The 19,336-nt window shown below is 33.6% G+C and carries 18 protein-coding genes and 1 other RNA gene; 6 read left to right on the top strand and 13 right to left on the bottom strand.

Going from position 1 to position 19,336, the window contains the following annotated elements; translation table 11 throughout:
• Positions 1-8 precede the first annotated feature (8 nt).
• On the bottom strand, positions 9-998 hold the full coding sequence (locus DCS95_RS09580) for a helix-turn-helix domain-containing protein (protein WP_116770556.1): 990 nt from the start codon (positions 996-998) through the stop codon (positions 9-11).
• Between the two features lie 80 nt (positions 999-1,078).
• Between DCS95_RS09580 and DCS95_RS09575 the strand changes: the two genes are divergently transcribed.
• From DCS95_RS09575 to DCS95_RS09555, 5 genes are all read left to right on the top strand, one after another.
• Positions 1,079-3,412, top strand: a complete 2,334-nt coding sequence (locus DCS95_RS09575) for a TonB-dependent receptor (RefSeq protein ID WP_116770555.1) — start codon at positions 1,079-1,081, stop codon at positions 3,410-3,412.
• 85 nt (positions 3,413-3,497) lie between these two features.
• Positions 3,498-4,217, top strand: coding sequence for a DUF4198 domain-containing protein (locus DCS95_RS09570; protein ID WP_116770554.1), 720 nt, complete (start codon positions 3,498-3,500; stop codon positions 4,215-4,217).
• Between the two features lie 9 nt (positions 4,218-4,226).
• Positions 4,227-4,559, top strand: coding sequence for a hypothetical protein (locus DCS95_RS09565; protein ID WP_116770553.1), 333 nt, complete (start codon positions 4,227-4,229; stop codon positions 4,557-4,559).
• A gap of 1 nt (position 4,560) precedes the next feature.
• Positions 4,561-4,860, top strand: coding sequence for a hypothetical protein (locus DCS95_RS09560; RefSeq protein ID WP_116770552.1), 300 nt, complete (start codon positions 4,561-4,563; stop codon positions 4,858-4,860).
• Positions 4,860-6,419, top strand: coding sequence for a PepSY-associated TM helix domain-containing protein (locus tag DCS95_RS09555; RefSeq protein ID WP_116770551.1), 1,560 nt, complete (start codon positions 4,860-4,862; stop codon positions 6,417-6,419). The genes DCS95_RS09560 and DCS95_RS09555 overlap by 1 nt, the downstream gene beginning before the upstream one ends.
• Positions 6,420-6,565: 146 nt before the next feature.
• Here the strand turns inward: DCS95_RS09555 and DCS95_RS09550 are convergent, their stop codons facing one another.
• Positions 6,566-6,823 (bottom strand): hypothetical protein, encoded by a 258-nt coding sequence (locus DCS95_RS09550; protein ID WP_116770550.1) that lies wholly within the window; start codon positions 6,821-6,823, stop codon positions 6,566-6,568.
• Positions 6,824-6,909: 86 nt separating this feature from the next.
• Positions 6,910-8,106, bottom strand: a complete 1,197-nt coding sequence (locus tag DCS95_RS09545; protein ID WP_116770549.1) for an NAD(P)-dependent oxidoreductase — start codon at positions 8,104-8,106, stop codon at positions 6,910-6,912.
• 164 nt (positions 8,107-8,270) lie between these two features.
• On the opposite strand from DCS95_RS09545, the gene ssrA reads away from it, so the two are divergent.
• Positions 8,271-8,670: a transfer-messenger RNA gene (gene ssrA, locus DCS95_RS09540) on the top strand.
• A 310-nt stretch (positions 8,671-8,980) separates the two neighbouring features.
• On the opposite strand, the gene DCS95_RS09535 is transcribed toward ssrA, so the two are convergent.
• The 10 genes from DCS95_RS09535 to trpS all read right to left on the bottom strand — a co-directional run bounded on the left by DCS95_RS09535 (position 8,981) and on the right by trpS (position 19,228).
• On the bottom strand, positions 8,981-9,892 hold the full coding sequence (locus DCS95_RS09535; RefSeq protein ID WP_164674160.1) for a leucine-rich repeat domain-containing protein: 912 nt from the start codon (positions 9,890-9,892) through the stop codon (positions 8,981-8,983).
• 1 nt (position 9,893) lies between these two features.
• Entirely contained in the window at positions 9,894-11,018 is a 1,125-nt protein-coding gene (locus DCS95_RS09530) for a nuclear transport factor 2 family protein (protein ID WP_116770547.1), read from the bottom strand.
• 113 nt (positions 11,019-11,131) lie between these two features.
• Complete coding sequence (locus DCS95_RS09525) at positions 11,132-12,082, bottom strand: alpha/beta fold hydrolase (protein WP_116770546.1); 951 nt, start codon at positions 12,080-12,082, stop codon at positions 11,132-11,134.
• Position 12,083: 1 nt separating this feature from the next.
• Positions 12,084-12,944: an alpha/beta fold hydrolase gene (locus DCS95_RS09520; protein ID WP_116770545.1), complete on the bottom strand. Its 861-nt coding sequence runs from the start codon at positions 12,942-12,944 to the stop codon at positions 12,084-12,086.
• Positions 12,945-13,035: 91 nt separating this feature from the next.
• The gene (locus DCS95_RS09515) at positions 13,036-14,469 is read right to left on the bottom strand and encodes an amidohydrolase family protein (protein ID WP_116770544.1); all 1,434 of its coding nucleotides are present in this window, start codon (positions 14,467-14,469) and stop codon (positions 13,036-13,038) included.
• 120 nt (positions 14,470-14,589) lie between these two features.
• Positions 14,590-15,522 (bottom strand): NAD(P)-dependent alcohol dehydrogenase, encoded by a 933-nt coding sequence (locus DCS95_RS09510; protein WP_116770543.1) that lies wholly within the window; start codon positions 15,520-15,522, stop codon positions 14,590-14,592.
• A 79-nt stretch (positions 15,523-15,601) separates the two neighbouring features.
• Positions 15,602-16,387, bottom strand: a complete 786-nt coding sequence (locus tag DCS95_RS09505; RefSeq protein WP_116770542.1) for a CPBP family intramembrane glutamic endopeptidase — start codon at positions 16,385-16,387, stop codon at positions 15,602-15,604.
• Between the two features lie 25 nt (positions 16,388-16,412).
• Positions 16,413-17,321 carry a TolB-like translocation protein gene (locus DCS95_RS09500; protein WP_116770541.1) on the bottom strand — a complete coding sequence of 303 codons (909 nt, stop codon included), beginning with the start codon at positions 17,319-17,321 and terminating at the stop codon, positions 16,413-16,415.
• A 28-nt stretch (positions 17,322-17,349) separates the two neighbouring features.
• Positions 17,350-17,919: a hypothetical protein gene (locus tag DCS95_RS09495; RefSeq protein ID WP_116770540.1), complete on the bottom strand. Its 570-nt coding sequence runs from the start codon at positions 17,917-17,919 to the stop codon at positions 17,350-17,352.
• A 226-nt stretch (positions 17,920-18,145) separates the two neighbouring features.
• Positions 18,146-19,228, bottom strand: a complete 1,083-nt coding sequence (gene trpS, locus DCS95_RS09490; RefSeq protein WP_208630757.1) for a tryptophan--tRNA ligase — start codon at positions 19,226-19,228, stop codon at positions 18,146-18,148.
• Positions 19,229-19,336 lie beyond the last annotated feature (108 nt).

Below are 19,336 nucleotides of genomic sequence, written 5' to 3'. Positions count from 1 at the left end.
TGTACTTTTTATAACACCGATGTTTTATATTTTTTAGGGCTAGTACCCTCTTGTCGCTTAAAAGCTGCAGAAAAATGGGTCGCATTCTTATAACCAATCTGTTCCGCTATTTCATAAATAGGTAAATCTGTATTCACCAATAATAATTTAGCCTTTTCTATTTTTTGATTGATACTATACTCATGAACCGTTTGCCCAAAAACCCGTAAAAATTCCCTATTCAATACCGTCTTGTTCATACCGACCTCTTTAGACAATTCTGCAACCGAAAAATTAATTTCTAAATGTTGATCGATTTTTTTCTGAACACATAAAAGTTTCTTTACCCTTTGACTACTTTGAATGGAGTTGTTTTTAAAATGCTCTTTTTTGTAATTAGAAACTTGTATGGCCAACATTTCAAAAACCTTCGCTTTTAAATAAATTAGTCTAGCTGTACCTTCAAAATTCAATTTATCAAAAGATTCTAAAATACTCCTCATTTCATTTGAAATGGGAACTATTAAATTATCATCAATAAGTTCTTTTAACTTAATATCATTGAAAAAGCCATGTTTCTTTAAGAATGCGGCAGACAATCTTATTTTGATTTCTTTATAAGTTTTATTTCCGGCTATTTTAGAAGTACCATTGAACGATTTAATATTAGCCATATACGAATCGCCGCTCGTTAAGAAAATATCGTCACAATCGGCGACAGATATTACTCGCTCCCCTTCAATTAAAAAAGTGAGTTGCACAAAATCTATTGTCAGCTTTTGTTTTAAAACTATATCTGAATGCAGCCTTAAGAACAGTGTAGTAATACTAACATCTTCAAATTGAATTTCATCAATACTACCTTGACCAAATTGCTCTTTTATGCTGTATACCCTATGGTCAATATCATGGTCTTGCCCTATCTCAACGCAATCGGCAATTTCACTATATGAGATTTCTTTCGACTTACATAAGTCTACAATCTGTACATCTGTAAAATTGCGTCTTTTTTTTACCATTTCACGTCATTCCTAATCCAAGACTAGGTTATAAATTCGCATCAAATTTATTTAGACTAATTAAAAATAACAAATAATAAATGAAGAATCTTTACGCCATACTAACCTTTTTAATATGCTCAGTAAGCACATACGCGCAATCTGGGGGACTAGCCGGATTGGTTGTCGATCAAAACAATAAACCACTGGCAAATGTAAATATCTCAATATCTCATACAAGTTTAGGTACCACCACTAATGCTAATGGAAGATTCAAAATTACCGACCTGGCATCTGGTTCGTATACCCTAACATTCTCGATTATGGGTCATGACACCGAGCAAATTACTACCAATGTCATTGCCAATAAAGTAACACAAATACAAACAGTTTTATTACCTGAAAAAAGTGAACAATTAAACGAAGTAACGGTACAAGGCCATCATAATAAATATGCCGTAAACACACCATCGTCAACATTGAGGCTAAAAACCGAAGTTGCCAAACTTCCACAGAACATTCAAATTATAAGTAGTGAACTGCTACAAGACCAACAAGTTACTAGCATAATGGACGGCGTTATTAGAAATGTGTCTGGTGTAACGATGCTAGAACACTGGGGAAATTTCGCCAGGGTAAATATGAGAGGATTTAGGTTACCGGCCTTTAGAAACGGATTTAATGTACAAGATTCTTGGGGACCTTTATCTGAAGATATGGCATTTGTAGATCAGATAGAATTTGTAAAAGGACCTGCAGGTTTTATGATGTCTGCCGGTGAACCTGGCGGATTCTATAATGTGGTTACTAAAAAACCGACCGATAAAACCATTCGTCAAGTTTCCTTTATGGCAGGTAGTTTTGACAATTACCGTGCTACGCTAGATCTTGGTGGTAAAGCAACAGAAAACGGTAAATTATTGTATCGTTTTAACGCCATGTACCAAACATCTGACAGCCATAGAGGCAATGAAGATGCCGAACGTTATGGCTTTGCCCCTGCCCTTACCTACAACCTATCAAAAAAGACATCCGTAACGGCAGAACTAAATGTACAGCAGGCAGAAAGCTATATGGGTGCCGCATATGTTTTTGCTCCAAATGACGATGGTTACGGTAGTTTAGACAGAGATTTTAAATTTACCGATACCAACTACCCAGCATCCGACATTCAAGAAGTTACTTTCTTTGGTACCATAAAACATGATTTTAATAAAGATTGGAACTGGGAAACAAAGTTCGGCTCATTACGCTATGATCAAGTAGGAAATTCAACTTGGGTATGGTCTATGGAAGAAAATGGAGACGCCGTAAGATATATTAGTAATTGGGATGCTTTATCCGTTGGAAAATACTTCCAAAGTTATATTTCCGGAGCATTTAAAACCGGTAGTATAACCCATAAGCTACTTGGAGGATTTGACTACAGCCAAAAAGAATACTGGGCAGATTTCAATCAATTTGCCATTACCGATACCGAACAGCCATTTAATATTTACAACCCTGTTTACGGTAATACCGAACTACCTGTTTTTGAAAAATCTATACCTGTACAATACAGGGACAACATCTACAATTACGGTGGCATCAACCGTTCTGCATACCTACAAGATGAAATTGGCTTCTTTAATGACAAAGCCCGATTAACACTTGCAGGTAGATATACACATTTATTTACAAGAGGTAAAGACGAAACAGATTCAAAAATTACCCCACGTATTGGTCTAAGTGTAGATATACTACCAACTTTAACCGCATACGGACTTTATGACCGTTCCTTCATTGGTCAAAGCGGTGTTAGTTTCAGTGGTGAAGCATTTGATCCAGTTGATGCCAATGATATAGAAGGAGGTTTAAAAAAGAGTTTCTTCAATGGTAGGTTAAGAACATCTTTGGGCGCCTACCAGATTACCAAACAAAACGTATTGGTGACGGATCCAGAGAATCCTAATTTCTCTATACAATTAGGTGAAATACAATCAAAAGGTATCGAGTTTGATTTGCAGGGCGAAATTACTCCCGAGTTAAATGTTATTCTTAACTACGCCAATACCAATGTCGAAATTACGGAAGACACCGACCCAGAAAACATTGGTCAACGTGTAGCCGGCCATGCCAAACACATAACCAACGGATGGCTTAACTATAAATTCTCAAACGATTCAAAATTACATGGGTTTGGTGGTTCATTAGGCTATCAATATCAAATTGATCGTTCTACTTGGTCTTGGGGTGCAGATAATGAATCTCAATTACCAGACTATTTTAGGCTAGATGGTGCCTTGTCTTGGAGCAATGACAAATTTAGAGTACAACTAAACATAAACAACATACTAGATGAATACCTCTATTCTGGCTCTAATTATGCCACATATTTATACTGGCAGTCAGAACCTGGCATCAATGGTAGGGTAACTGTAACCTACAATTTTTAGAAAATACTAAGACAGTTTTTGTTGAGTTAGTTCAAATTGGTTATCCCTCAGTTCTACTGAGGGCTTAACCTTAAAACAATACATTATGAAAAAAATACTTATTACAATAGGCTTTTTACTATTTACCGTTTCGCCCATGTTTGCTCATTATTTGTGGCTTGAAACCGACGGTACCGGAAACTTGAACAAAAAACAAGAGGTTCGTGTCTATTTTGGAGAATACACCCACGGCGTCATTGAAAAAGTCAAAGGAGAAAACTACCCATCGGTTTCAAAGTTCAATTTGTGGCTTATTCATCCAGATGGCACAAAAACAGCTCTTAAGTCCACCGCAAAGGAAAATTACTACGTTGCCTATTTCACTCCTAAAATTAACGGCACCTACACTGTTGCTTTGAACAACGATAACATAGAAGTTTTAGACTATACCAAGTGGGATTTCGGAATTTTTAAAACACACTACCAATCTACCGCCAAAGTTCAGGTAGGTAATAAAATTAGCGAAACCAAAACCTTAAATGAAGATGGAATAGTTATAAAAGAATTGGCAAACGAAGATGATGAAATTAAACTACAAGTATTATTTAAAGGAAAACCCCTCGCAAAAAACGAGTTTAAGATTTATGTCTCTGACCTATGGAGCAAGACTCTTGAAACCGATGAAAATGGTGAAGTAATTTTCTCATTACCATGGAACACAAAGTATACTATGGAAACAATTTATGAAGAGCGAGTACCAGGTACCTACAATGGTAAGGACTATGAATTTGTTTGGCACTGTGCTACGTATTGCATTAACAATTAAATAAAACAGATGATTACCCTAATTCTAATACTAAGCTTTACAGGTTTCTATTTGGGTTATGCCTCAACAAAAAGACAAAAAGTACCTGTACACTTATATATTGAAAACTGGTGCCAACAGAAAAGTAAAGCAGCAAATTCTTTAGGTTATGTCTTGCTGTTGTTTGCCTGCTCCCTAACCATATATCAATTTGGTTGGGGTTCAGGTATTTTTACTTTTACCATCATCTTAATGACCATAGCAAGCCTTGTTATACTCTTACAACCCTTGCACCTTATCACCTATAAAACAATACTACCAACCATTTTGATCCTATTTCTAATGGAACTCTCAATTCTTTAATATGCCTGCTAATACAAAATATCTGAATCCTTCTTTTTGGTCCCGATTCTCCAAAATAACCGCCGCAATTGTAGGTGGCTTTATGGTATCTATACTATTTCATTTAGCTATTGCCAGTTGGTTTGATCATGTCAATGTAATTATCACCAGTACCTATAGTTCTTTAATACTTTGGGTAGGATTAATGATAGTCGCCTTTCTTGCCAAAAGCGGATGGAAAATTTGGGGAATATATCTATTGGCATCCATCATATTGTCAATTATCATGTTTTATGGCAAAGCATTAAATCCTTTAGTATAATGAGCAAAAGAACCTATAATATTCTCTTTCATTTGCATACCGTTAGCGGTATTGTAATTAGTGTTGCTCTTTATGTTATTTTCTTTACCGGTTCATTTGCATTCTTTAGAGATGAAATTGTTAATTGGGAACGTGGGCACAACGTTGAAGTAGCAGAAGAAATTCAATTAGATTTTGATGACACTTTTAAACAAATGTCTAACGAAAAAAGCCTTTTCAGTAGAGATATTGAATTAAAACACTATTATAACGAACAGAACATCGGAGTTAGTTTAGGCGCATCTAAAGACACCTTGCTTTCGAAAGAAAAAGCTGCTCGTTCTTTTTATTATCTGAACACCAAAGACAAGTCTACCACAAATTATGTAAGCTCATATTCATTAGGTGAGTTTTTATACAGACTACATTTTTTTGCACAACTACCTCACCCTTTCGGGTATTATTTATCAGGATTTGTTGCTTTCTTTTTTCTCTTCGCTCTAATTACGGGTATCATAGTTCATTGGGATAAAATTATTTCTAATTTCTATGTATTCAGACCTATGACAAAATTGAAAACGGTATGGACAGATGCGCATACAGCTTTAGGCGTTATCGGTTTTCCCTTTCAATTCGTTTATGCCGTAACCGGTACGTTCTTTATGCTAAAAGTGCTTTTAATCGCCCCAACAGCACTGGCATTATATGATGGTGACGATAACAAGCTATATGAAGATCTAGAATATACTCATCCAGAATTTGAGTTCCAAAATTCTCCTTTAGAGAAACCTGTTAGTATAAATGCTTTGGTACAACAGGTGAAGGACAACTGGGAAGGGTTTAAAGTAAATGAGGTACATATTTTCAATTATGGAGATACAGGCATGCATGTATCGGTAAGTGGAAATTTAGACTATAAAGATAAAATAAATGGATACGGCTACACTATATTCAATGCTGCCGAGAATAGCATTTACAGTGTTAAAGACCCAACTAAAAAAACATCGTATTTAGATGCTGTTAAGGGTATTTTCTACAGGCTTCATTTAGGTGATTATGGCGGTTACGGATTGCGAATTATCTCTTTTGTACTAGGTTTAATAGGGTGCTTTGTTATACTAAGCGGAGTACTTATTTGGTTAACAGCACGAAACAAAAAAAACATACCCCCCAGGAAAAAGAAATTCAATGAGGCGGTTGTACGTTATTATTTAGCCATTTGTTTAAGTCTTTACCCAATAACCGCACTTTCATTTGTTTTGGTACAGGTAATTAACCCCGCTGGGATGAGCTTATTGTATAAATTTTACTTTATTGGTTGGTTATTGATTACCATCTTCTTCATTATTAAAAAGGACAATTATTTCACCAACAAATACACCTTGCTTTTGGGCAGTTTAATAGGTTTGGCTATTCCGCTGGTAAATGGTTTCTGTACGGGTAATTGGATCTGGGTAAGCTACGCAAATGGGTATGATCAAATACTTTTCATCGATGTATTTTGGATAATACTTAGTCTTTTAGGGCTACTTATTGTGGGTAAATTAAATGAGACTGAAAAGAAGACGAAAGCAGATTGATAGTATTTTGCAAAAAAAACATAAGCATCCATTAAGCGTATCAATACTAGCACATAATACAAACCCATTTTTTAAAAAAAATTGATACCTATAGCACTTTGAGCATAACAAGAAAATTCAAATTCGAGCACCACTTCAAAGTGAAGTTAAAAGGTAATTTCCCTTTCCAACCGTGCTTTTATTGCATTTCTATATTTGGCAGGGGTTAATTGAGAAACAGAGATGCTTCTTGATTGAAAATCCACATCAAAATGGAAACAGGAAAAATCTGTACAACCATCTAAACAGTCGTTGTTAGCAATTAGAAACTTAACAATTTTCGGTCTAAGCTCATATTCAATATCAATGCATAGCTTATGAAATGATTTATCATCGTTATCACCTAATATCCAATTGAAATTCATGTCTTATCAGTTATTGCCAACCACAATATAACATAAAATTAACAATTGATTAACATTATAAAAACAATGCGAGAAAGAACGATCGATTAAGCTATGTAATCTTTTAAATAGCTAAAACGCTCTGTAAGTTTTCCTTCCTTGGTCATTCTAGCCCTTTCAAGAACACCATCTTTATCATTGTTAAAGAAAGCCGGGATCACATTTTTTATAAAAGCTTCACCAAACCCTTCACTTGCATCTCTAGGTAACTCACAAGGTAAATTGTCTACCGCCATAACTGCAATGGCATTCTCATTTTTAAAATCAGCTTCAGATTCCGTTGCTGGATCATAACCATAAATGGGGTCAGCAATGGTAGAAGGTTTAATAGTTGAAGCAACCGGTCCGTCAATATCACAGCTTATATCGGCAACAACCTTAATTTTAAAATCTACATGTTTTGCGTCATCCCTTGTAAATAAATAAGGAGCCCCTTGACCATAAAAATGACCGGCTATATAGAAGTCCGTCACCTTAGCAAACCTAAAAAAATTGGACTTGTATTCTTCCGGATTTGCGAAAAAATCAGCTTTATTACCGCGTACACCATCTTTACGCTTATTATATTCACCTGCATCAATTTGGCAGTACACTGGCTCATTGAATATTTCTTCTAAAAATTCGGTAACATTTACCCTACGCATACCCATACCATCCAACATTTCTCTAGCGCCATTACCTACTCTGCCCCTACCGGTAAGCAAAACTTTTATGTTAGGGAGTTTGATGTTTTTAAGTTCTTCAATTAAAGCTTGTTGGTCTGGCAAATCATTTGCTTTTGGTAATTGAAAAGCGTCATATTTGAGTCCGTATGCACGAAACCCATTATAGGCACCAACAATACCTGCATATCTACCAAAGGCAACCACTCGCTGTTCCTGTTTATTGGTAATTACCTCATGATCGTACAATTCAATATTCTTGTCTAAAATCGCACGAAGTAAATCTCTATTATAAGGTTGCTTTTTAATGGTGTGCGAAAAGAAGAAGTATTTTTTATGCGGAATCAACGCATCAATAGGCACTTCTTTAACACCCAATAGTACATCACAAGATTCCATGTCATTTGCAACCGTGATGTCTAAATCTTGATAATCTGCATCGGCATAAGCTCTAATTGGGGAGGGCTCTACGATAATTTCTGCCTTTGAATACGTATTCAAGACTTTTTGACATGCTTTAGGTGATAGAACTACGCGCTTATCTGGCGGATTCTTACGTTCTCTAATGATTCCGAACTTCATATGGGTTTGGTATAAATATTGCACTAAATTATACAATTAGAAACACTTGGCTTGGGTCTAAATAAAAATTATAGTGGTTGCCAAAGTTTTGTTAGCTTTGCTGCCCGTTATTTATTAGCTTATTTATAAAGCTAAAATTTGACTTCAAAGTTCATTTACATATTGGGGCCGACCGGTTTTGACAGCGAGACCAGTTGGAATGTAAGCATGTCGAGCGCTGGGAAACAGCTCGTTAATCTCATTTTTCACACTTTTAATTGGCGAAAATAATTACGCTCTTGCCGCTTAATCTGAATCATAGTAAGATTAGCCTCGTCCCTACAAGGTAGGGAAGCGAGATGTTCCTGAATAGCCCTTGTTGATGGCGATTCACTTAGGAGCACCAGAAAAATCAACATAAGGGTGTACGCTCGCTTTGGCGTCACCACCAAAATCTTAAGAAGATAAGTGTGTATTAGGCGGTTTCTGGTCAGGTACACATCGAAAATTAATCAGATCCTAAACATGTAGAAAGCATTTTAATTGCTTGTTTGGACGAGGGTTCGAATCCCTCCGGCTCCACTGAAATTATTTTACAACAGTACAAAAACCCTGTAATCGTATGATTTACAGGGTTTTTCATTTTATATGGTTTCATTTGAAGCGTTTTGAAACCGTATTTTATGTGACCTATTCGGTGAGTACTTTTTAATTAAAAAAACACTCACGGATTTCCTTGTAATCAACTGATATAATGTTATTTACAATAAAGTTATCTTGTACTATTAGTAATAAAACATATGTTCTATTCATGATTTTTATATCTTATTGAGGGTAGTAAATACCTAATATTCAATTTAGTGAGCCTTTTTGGCAATTATCTGCAATGGCGTTTTTAATTGCAATCATCATTTAGCTCTTGATGATCTGATTTAGAAATCTGTGGAATATTTTGTCCATCAAGAACTTTAATACATGACAGATTTGGATTTCTATCTACTTTCAAATCAATAAGGTTTTGATTAAAACTTACGTTTAACCTATCCAAGGAATTACTGGTGATATAAAGATGCGTTAAATTATGATTTTCAAAGAGATTTATAGTTTGCAGCTCATTATCAGAAACCAGTAATGTTTCTAACTTTTTATTTGAAATCACCTCTAAACTTTGCAATTTATTTGATGTTAAAAGTAGGTTTTTTAGATTTGGAGCTGAACTAATGTTGAGTGAATACAAATCATTATTACTCATATGTAAAACCTGTAACGACTCGCTAGAAATACTAAAAGTTTCAAAATAATTCCAAGACAATTCCAACTCTTTTAATTCACCCAATTCTGATAATCCAACGACTGAATTCATTTCATTAGCAGTCAAATCAAGTAAAACTAGTTTACTGTTGTTGCTAATATCAATACTTAACAATTTATTACCCGCAAGATTTAACGTATCCAAATTTAAATTATCACTTAAATCAATTTGTGCTATATCATGTTGGGTGGCAATTAATTTTCTTAAACTGGTAAAGCCTTCTATTCCTGTTAAATCAGTAATAGCTCCATATTCTAGATTACTTAAGTCAAGGGTAGTTATTCCTTCAGCATCACTGCTTAGCATTTGCTGATTTATAATACCATCAGAATCTACACCTGTTTTTATAAGTATCGCTTCAAAACTTGAATCGGGTATGCTTAAATAAGCACGATTAAAACCCGCAATATTATCATCATTTGAGCATGAAACTGTACTACCCATCAATACTATTATGCAAAAATATGTTAGTGAAATTTGGTTTAATTTTTTCATTTTATTGACTGATTTCTCGATTATTTAAATTTTCGATTATTTTTAATGCTACATCTTTAGATGATAAATAATTTTGACCTGTAATTACATTTCCTTGTACCTCTACATGTACCGAGTTTCTAGGAGAATATTTAAATATTCCACCTCTTTCTTCTATGGTCTTTTGAATTAAAAAAGGGAATTGCTTAAAATATTCAGCACCCTCTTTTTCATAAGCTTCTGGGAATCCACTAATTATTTTATTATTTACCAAGTACTTCCCATCTTTTGTTTTTAAATTAACAATACCAGCCGTTCCATGACATACTGAAGAGACAATACCATTATATTCTTCAAAAATGGTCATTGTTATTTTTTGAATTTCTTTATTCTTTGGTACATCATAGATTGCACTTCCACCTCCGATATAATGAACCGCTTTATAATCTTTTGTAATAATTTCTTTAGGCTTTTTGGTGTGTTTTAAAGCATACATAAAGTCTTCACTGTAAAGCAGATTTTTTTGGAGTGAGTCAGATGTATTAATATAAGCTAATGGAATACTACCTCCTTTTGGACTAACGAAGTCTACAGTAAATCCTTCCTTTTTAAACGTATCATACGCATTAACAATTTCCGAAAAGCTATTCCCTGTTGGAAATTGAGATGCTCCATGGAATGAGACATTTGATACTATAAATAATATTTTATTACCATTTTGGTTACTTTTTTCACTGATAGCAGTTTTACTAATAATTTTCCATTCGTTTTTAATTTTTTTTAATAAAAACAAATCAATGTATCTCTCACCACCCTTAGGGATAATAATTTCGGCTTTTGCAGTAGCTATACCTTCAAAATTATCTATTGATAAAATATTTCCTATTCTTCCCGTAAACTCTCCTTCCTTTTTATTTTTATACCAACTTACGTAGTCTTTGGCAGGAACGGTCCAAGGTGTTTTGTCTTTTTTTTCTAAATACAGATTTGCACTGGGGTAAAATGCCTTTTCTATGAGCTTAGACTTGTTGTAGGAGGTACCGTTTATATAGTTTAAAATGGTATTTTCTATTTTGGATACTTCAGTTTGTGCAAAAATTGAAGTACTAAGGCTTATAAAGCCGATTATTAAAAATATATATTTCATATGTATTTCTTGTTATTGTTACTTAAATGGATTTAAAGATTAAGGCTTGTCTATAGTCTCTAACAAATTCTGCTCCTTCTCTATAAAATACCATTCTTGATTCCAATCCTTTTTTAACCATTAAATTTTGCTAACCATTTTAAAATCGATTCATTTGTTTCTTGTGGTAATTCTTGTTGAATGTGATGGCCACACTCTAAACTAATCACATCCAAATTTGGAACAAAATCCTGTAGCCTTTCAAATTTTGGAATCATATCTAGATTACCATAGATCATAAGAGTAGGTTGTTTGATGATTGGATCTATTTCTGCTAATACGTGCCAGTTTCGGTCAAGGTTTCTATACCAATTAATAGCTCCATTAAATCCTGAATTTCTAAAGGCACTTACAAATACAGACAAATCAACGTCGTTCATAATAGGCTCACCAGAAGGCTTTTCCGCTTTTGCAAGATTCATCAATAACATTCCCGGTTCTGGAGGTGTAAGAGGCACATTCTTACGAAATAAATTACGAAGAAAGTTTTCTGCATGTTTCTCTAACAAAGCATCTGCTACTCCTGGTTTTTTATTAAAATGAACAAAATAGAAATCTTCACCAAAAATCTCTTCCATAAACTGAATCCATGGTTTTTCACCTCGTTCTTGATAAGGCAATGCAAGATTTAGTATTTTATTTACGCGTTCTGGATGCAATAGTGCAAGGTTCCATACTACATTTGCGCCCCAATCATGACCCACAAAAACAGCATCTCTGTAGTTGTAATAATCAAGTAAGGCCACTAAATCATCTGTTAAATGGGTTATATCATATGCCGTTACTTCTTTAGGGCACGATGAATTGCCATATCCTCTTTGATTTGGAACAATGACATGATAACCAGCTTTAGCAAGCGCTGGTATTTGATAACGCCAAGAAAAGGCATGTTCGGGAAAGCCATGACAAAGTACAATCGGATTGCCAATATTTTCTTTACCTGCTTCAAATACTTCTAACTCAATTCCATTTATTGAAATTATATTGGATTTGGGAAATTTTAAAGATTTAATTTCTTGTATCATTTCAGTGCCTGTTTTTATCAATAATTAAATCTTCTATTTTTTTAAAATCCTTTGAATTTGGTACGTGTTTAGCCTCTTCAATCAAAACAACTTGTTCGATAGAAGGGAATATTCGTTTGGCTCTTTTAATCATTTTTTTTCCGGGAAACATGATGTCTTTTTCACAGGCAAAAATGGTAATCGGTGTTTTTATTCTATTTGCATCATTTTTAGATAGTATTGGTAAAGGAGAAAAATCCATATCGCAATGTTGAAACGTAGTAGACATAAACTCTAAAGCAAAATCATCGTATTCAGAAAAAAGTACGTTCATTACCTTTTTAATGTGCTTTTGATTGTTAGTTCTTATAAACTTTTTTAATGGTAGAAACATTTTAAACAAACCTACAAGAGGATTGCCATTTACCATATAGACTGGAGCGATTAAGAAAACCCTTCTAATTGGTGTCTCGTTAAACTCCAGTGCTTTTAAGCTAATGAAGCCACCAAAAGAAAAACCTACTAGGGTCACGTCTTTCAGTCTTAGTTTTATGATTATTTCAATAAGCCATTTTCCATAATCTAAAGATTTCATGTCCAACCTATTCTCTGCACTTTTATTGGGCTGCGCTAAGACATCAATGGCATAGACACAATATTTTGAAGCTAGATTGGGGAAAGAATCTAAAATTTGTGGTGCACAACCTCCTGTGCCATGAATAAGTACTAATGGAGGGTTTTTAGTGTCGCCAGTAATGATAACATTAGTGACTCCAAACTTTGTTTCTATCAATTTTTCTGAATATTCAATATTCAGCTTATTTAACTTTTGATTGTAAAGGAATAAGATTTTTTCTTTTCCTTCTTTAGTTTTGAAAAACATATTTATTCTTTATTTGATTGATGATTGTAATAGTTTTTTTGATTAAATGATATATGACTATTTCTGATTTTAATACTTTATAGCCTATATTTTATTTTTCAATAATTAAGTTTTCCAAATACCTAAGAGCCGTAGCTATTAAATTCTTTCGGTTTTTTGCCTTTTCATTAAAAGAATCCAAAGTCTCTCTATTTAATTTTCTTCCCTTCACAAAAACATAGGTTGGATTACGAAGTGTCGATAACTCAACAAGAGGATTTTCATCCACTAATAATAAGTTGGCAATCTTGCCTTCTTCAATAGTTCCAAGTTGATTCATCATTGAATGTGTTTGGGAAGCATTTACAGTAGCCGTTTTCAAAACTTCGTAATTAGAAAGTCCAGCTTCTTTGTAAAAATTCAGTTCTTGATGGATTGAAAAACCGGGAAGGGTAACTCCAATACCGCCATCAGTTCCACAAATTATAGTAACACCCGCTTCATGTAGCTTTTTAACGATGGTCATATGAAAATCGTGCTGTTTTTTTATCCTATCAACAGTCGTAGGATCTTCTTTTTTTGCATTAAACCAACGTTCAAACTGTTCTTTGCTATCCGTTTTTTTAATGAGTGGATTCATGTATTTTAATGATTCTGATTCTAAAATGTAATCATCCATCATCATTTGATAAATATTATTAAATACCGTAATTGTAGGACTATAATTTGTGTGTTTGGATTGCGAAATTGAATCTATTATGGGTTGCAGTTTAATAGTATCTAAATCAAACTGTAAGGGTTGCTGTACAATTTCTTCAGCATGTTCAATAGTTTTGATTTGAAAATTCAAATGATATGAAAAAGATACTTTTTGAGAAGGGTGAGCAACAATGTCAATTTCAGAAATCTTAGCTTGTTCAATCACAGCATCAAAAATCTCTTTATCCAATCCATAATATGTTTTGATGAAATCGTAACCTCTGTCTTTATATGAAATCACCTTGTCTTTAGCTTTACTCGGATTACTTAGATTTAAATTGTCATCACCAATGAAATCTGAGCCTGTTAATTTTGGTCCTGTCGTAAAAAACGATGGTGAAAAAATATTTTCTTCCATTACATCTTCTTTAATTCTTAAATGCATTGGCATACCCCAAAGATTTCTAACTGCCGTTACACCATTGGATAGGTAAAGTCCGAGTTCATATCTATCCCACACATGTACGTGCATATCGATAAGTCCTGGTGTTAGATACTTATCTTCTCCGTCAAAAATTTGAATTCCATTGACCTCAATAGTATCAGCAATCTTATTAATAATCCCCTCTTTTATATACACCATTTTATTAACTAAAACAGTGTCTTGGTTCATTGGGATAACATTGACATTCTTTATGAGATAAGAATTATTAGATATTGATTCATTCTTATTAATATCGAGATAATTTGTTCCTGATGAATCAATCCAAAGTGTAATGATTCCTATGAGCACAAGCAAGCCGATGAGAGCGAAGACAATTTTTAAAATTCGTTTTATTATTTTCATTTGTATAAATTTAAACAACTGATGGTATCAGTTAAAAATAATTAGTACCTGCTCGTTTAAAAAACATTTGCTGTTCGTTTTTTTATTATGATTTATAAATTGAGATCATCTACAGCCCAGCTAAATAGTGATCACCACATTTCCTCTTTTATGCCCCATTTCAACATATTTATGCGCTTCGGCAATTTTTTCTAAAGGATATATTCTATCAATAACAGGCGTAATCTTCTCTTGTTCTGCTAAAATTTTTAAATTTAAAAAAGCTTCTTTTGGAGTTAATGGAGTCCCATGATCGATAGATATATATTTGCCATTTGAAGTCAATGCTTTTTTGCTCTTATCTTTTAGTTTCGATGATTTCGAATTGCCTACAGCATCAATAACATATTTATAAGTTTCCAATTGTGTTTCAGCATTTTCTATGGTGTAATCAATCACCTTATCACTTCCTAAAGATTCTACTAATTTGAAATTTCTACCACTGCATACACTAGTAACATGAGCACCCATATACTTCGCCAACTGTATCGCCATTGTACCTATACTTCCTGACGCTCCATAAATTAATATTTTGTCACCCTTGTTTATACTCGTCTTTTTTAACAAATGAGAAGCCAGCAAACCACCATAAGGAATCGCAGCAGCTTCCTCAAAACTAAAATTCACAGGTTTTAGTGCCAGATTCCAATCTTCGGGTAAACAAATATATTCTGCATAAGAACCAAAACGGCGTTTGGTAGTTGAAATAGAACCGTAGGCAAAAACCTCATCCCCTATTTCAAACATTGACACATCTTTACCTTTGCTCTGTACAATTCCAGCTGTTACCATTCCCAATACAGGGTTTCTTGGACGTCCAAAACCAAATATAAGTTGAAGTATAAATCTGGGGATCAAAGGTTCATTCATTCTCCGAATAAGAACATCACTTGTAGTTACTGAAGTAGCACAGATTTTTATAAGTACTTCACTATCTTTTGGTATTGGTTTTTTCACATTACTTAGCACCAGGTTTTCTACCCCCCCATATTTTAGACATTCTATTGCTTTCATAATTGTTTTTGTTAACAGCAAAGTTGGATAAGTTATAAGGTTCAAAAGTTCGCGTTTGGAAATTGGAACAAGGTTTTTTTTACAAATAGGGTGAGCCAACTACATGAAAAACCAAATCCCAAACAATATGAACAATTATTGCTACCAGTAAACCACGTTTCCAATACACCCAACCAAAGAAAGACCCTGTAATAAGATTACCTATCATGGTAGAACTTACAGTTACCAAAGTGAGATTTGAAAAGTTTTTTGATAGCGGTAAATGGATTAAACCAAAACACAATGCCGTAATAATTATACTCACCCAAACCACGATTGCTGACGGATTTGTTTCTTTTTTGAAACGCTGAATTACTACTACAATCAGAGACATTAACCCTAAGCGAAACATAATTTCTTCGGTAATTCCTGCCGAAAATGATACGACAGCATAAAATGGTTTTGAAGGTCTTTCAATAATACCTGCTACAGGATAGTAAGCTCTAATTAATTTATGAACTAAAAGTACTACCAAAGCTAAGACTACACTAAGAACTACAGGATACAATTGCTTTTTAAAAAAACGATTTTGCGTTCTGTTTTTTTGATTTGAAAATAAACGTTCGATTACTGGTGCTCCCAATTGTGCTTTCCTTGACAACCATAATCCAACAAAAACTAAAATTATACCTAAAACAAAACCATAAATTCCTGTTTGTATGATATCAGTAGTTAACTGATCTGATAATTGTACCTGAGTATTACCAGCTTCAATTTTTAATCGTTTTAATTCTCTACTAAAAGGAATGTTTAGAAGCGTACCTACTATAAATAAAAGAACTATGACAGATGCAGTTTTAATCCGATTGAAGTTATTTGTCTCCATTTTGATTTAGTACTTTATTAATGATTTAGTTTTTAGGTCTTATTGATTCAATGATTTGAGCATCTACCCAAAATATATCTACATTTTCAAAATCGTCTGATCCTACATTTCTACTAAAGAAAAGGTATTCACCGTCTGGTGTTATACTAGCAGAAGCCTCCCAAGAGTTGGTGTTTATTTTATCTCCCAAATTAATTCCATCGCCCCAAGTACCATCACTTTCTTTAAAACTGATGTAAATATCAGAGTCTCCGAAACTATTTTCCCTTTGAGCATCAAATAATAAATACGATTCGTCTGGTGCTATAAAAGGATGGCTTAAAAAAGTGCCAGTATTTATTTCTTTAGGCAAAGCTCTAGGTTCCTCATGCTTTCCATCTATTAAACGCGAATAGCGAATTGGAAATGTTGAATCGTTTTCTTTATAAGTGTCAAAATAATACGTACCATTAGCAGAAGATGAAAGGCGCATAATATACATAGAATCATTACTTACAGTAGGAGGTTCTAGTTTTTGTAATTCTGACCATCCAGCTTCTGTTCTTTTTAGATAGTTGTCACCTAAATGCATGGTTTGTCCATCTGGGGATATTACTGGTCTTCCTATCCATGGAGATGCTATTTCTGATTTTTTCCATTCCCCATCAATTTCGTTGTATTTGTATTCGTAAAAAGCTGATTTTTTATTTTCTTCTCCTCTTCTAATAAAATAAAACGCTTTCATATCTGGGGTGAATGCACCATCATATTCATAAATTTCTGTAGACACAAGACCAGGAGCAAATGGTATAGGCTTTAATCCTGGTGGTTTTTGTCCCAGATATGGGTTTTTAATGGTTGGTATATTATTATCTTTAGTTTTTTGTTTTTTTGCATCACAAGATTGCAAAGAAAGTATTCCAACGATAAGTAGTGTTATGAAGGTCTTTTCCATTTTGATATTTAAATTATTATTATTTTTACTAAAACCTGTACCCTATTCGCAAGTGCATATTTAATTCCATTTCACTTTTGTTCTTTAAATAACCAGCACGTTTAGCAAATGTGTAACTAAACCCTGTACCAAGACCTGCTTCATAATTAAAATGTTTGCCTATGTTTCTTCTAATTCCCCAAGTGGGTATAATGGAAAAATCACTTACCACAGGAGCATCGTCAGTATTGAATAAGACAAACCAATCTGGATGATAACCCATTTTTAAAGCAATAAAGTTGCCACTATTCCCATCAATTCTTTTTGAGTTTTTTGAACGTTTTTCGAGGTTATAATAAAATCTTGGCTCCACAACTATAACAGGTGTTAGTAGAAATGGAGAATCATACTCATCGTAAAAAGTAGTTTCCCAAATACCAAAATCAAAACCAATCTCTGTTCTCAGTGCAATGGCATTTGATAGTTTTGCTTCATTATATGCCCAGATTCCTAGAACTCCAGTTTGTAGTCCGAATGTTGATTTTTCTACACTTGTGTTTTGAGCTTTGGCGATTAATGTTAGTCCGCACAAAGTCAAGGTAATTAAAGTTTTTTTCATGATGATGTTTTTTTGATTAATGATGATTATTGATTGATTGATATTTGTATGAAGTTTACCTTCTTGAAAAAGTAGAATTAAATAATAGTTTTAGTTATTTTGTTTTTTTGAAATGCTTCCGTTCGCTTTATTTGTTCTTCGAGATTCCATTCAAAATCAAATCTATTCTTTAAAATAAAAAGATTGAATCAAGTCCGATTTCAGTTCTTTGCTGGATGTAGTGCTATTATATTTTCATATTCATTGCCTCAGTGACTTCACTCAACGTTCCAATAGCTGTTTCTCTCGCTTTACTTATACCTTTAAGCAAAATATCCCTGACATAATCTTTATTTTTTTCAAGCTCTATTCTTTTTTTTCTAATAGGCTCAAAATATGTGTTTATGGCTTCTTCCGTTAGCTGTTTAAGTTTTCCTGAACCTTGGTCGCCAATTTTATCAGCAATATCTGTTGGACTTTTATTTGAACATAAGGAAGCTAACTTAAGTAAGTTGGAAACCTCTGGTCTGTTTTCGGGGTCGTAAGATATGTAATGATTTGAATCAGTTTTGGCTGATTTTATTAGTTTTGCTGTTTCGTCAGCTGTTGACTTTATCATAATTGAATTGTTGCGACTTTTACTCATTTTTTGAATACCGTCTAACCCAAGAATAGTAGGGGTATCAGTAAAAAGTGCAACTGGTTCTGTAAAAATATTTTTATTGAATTTGGTATTAAAGCGCTTTGCAATTTTCCGAGTTAATTCTATATGAGGTAATTGGTCTTTTCCAACAGGAACCACATTACTTTTACAAAACAAAATGTCAGCAGCTTGATGAACTGGATAGATATACATTCCTGCATTAATATTACTCAGTCCTGAAGCAGTAATTTCTTCTTTAACAGTTGGATTTTTGTTTAATTCTGAACTGGAAACTAATGTCAGAAATGGAATAGTTAGTTGATTTAATTCAGGAATATGACTATGTGGAAAAATATGAGTTTTATAATTTTCAGGGTCTAATCCACAGGCTAAATAGTCCAAAGTTAGTTCATAGGTGAATTTTGAAATTTCATTAAAAACATTTCTATCTGTCAACACTTGATAATCAGCAATTAAAATATTAGTCTCAATTCCCAAGCTTTGTAATTTTAATCGGTTTATAATTGAGCCAAAATAGTGTCCAAGATGCAAATTACCTGTAGGTCTATCTCCCGTTAATACGCGGTACTTTTGAGGATTCTTATACAAATCATTTTCTAATGATTTGCTTTGCTCTTTTGCGTTTTCAAAACTTTTATTTATCATTTTTTGTTTAATTTTATTCAAGTAAGTTCAATTTTTCTCCTTACCCACAACGATTTCGGCTATGAGTAGTTTCGTGGATAAGCACTTAACGTTGCAAGTATAAACCAAACTAAAATCCGTGAGGGTTTT

The sequence above is a fragment of the Maribacter litoralis genome, from assembly GCF_003075045.1.
Lineage (GTDB): Bacteria > Bacteroidota > Bacteroidia > Flavobacteriales > Flavobacteriaceae > Maribacter > Maribacter litoralis.
Note: the sequence above shows the minus strand (reverse complement) of the source record. Positions and strands in the feature narration are given on the sequence as shown.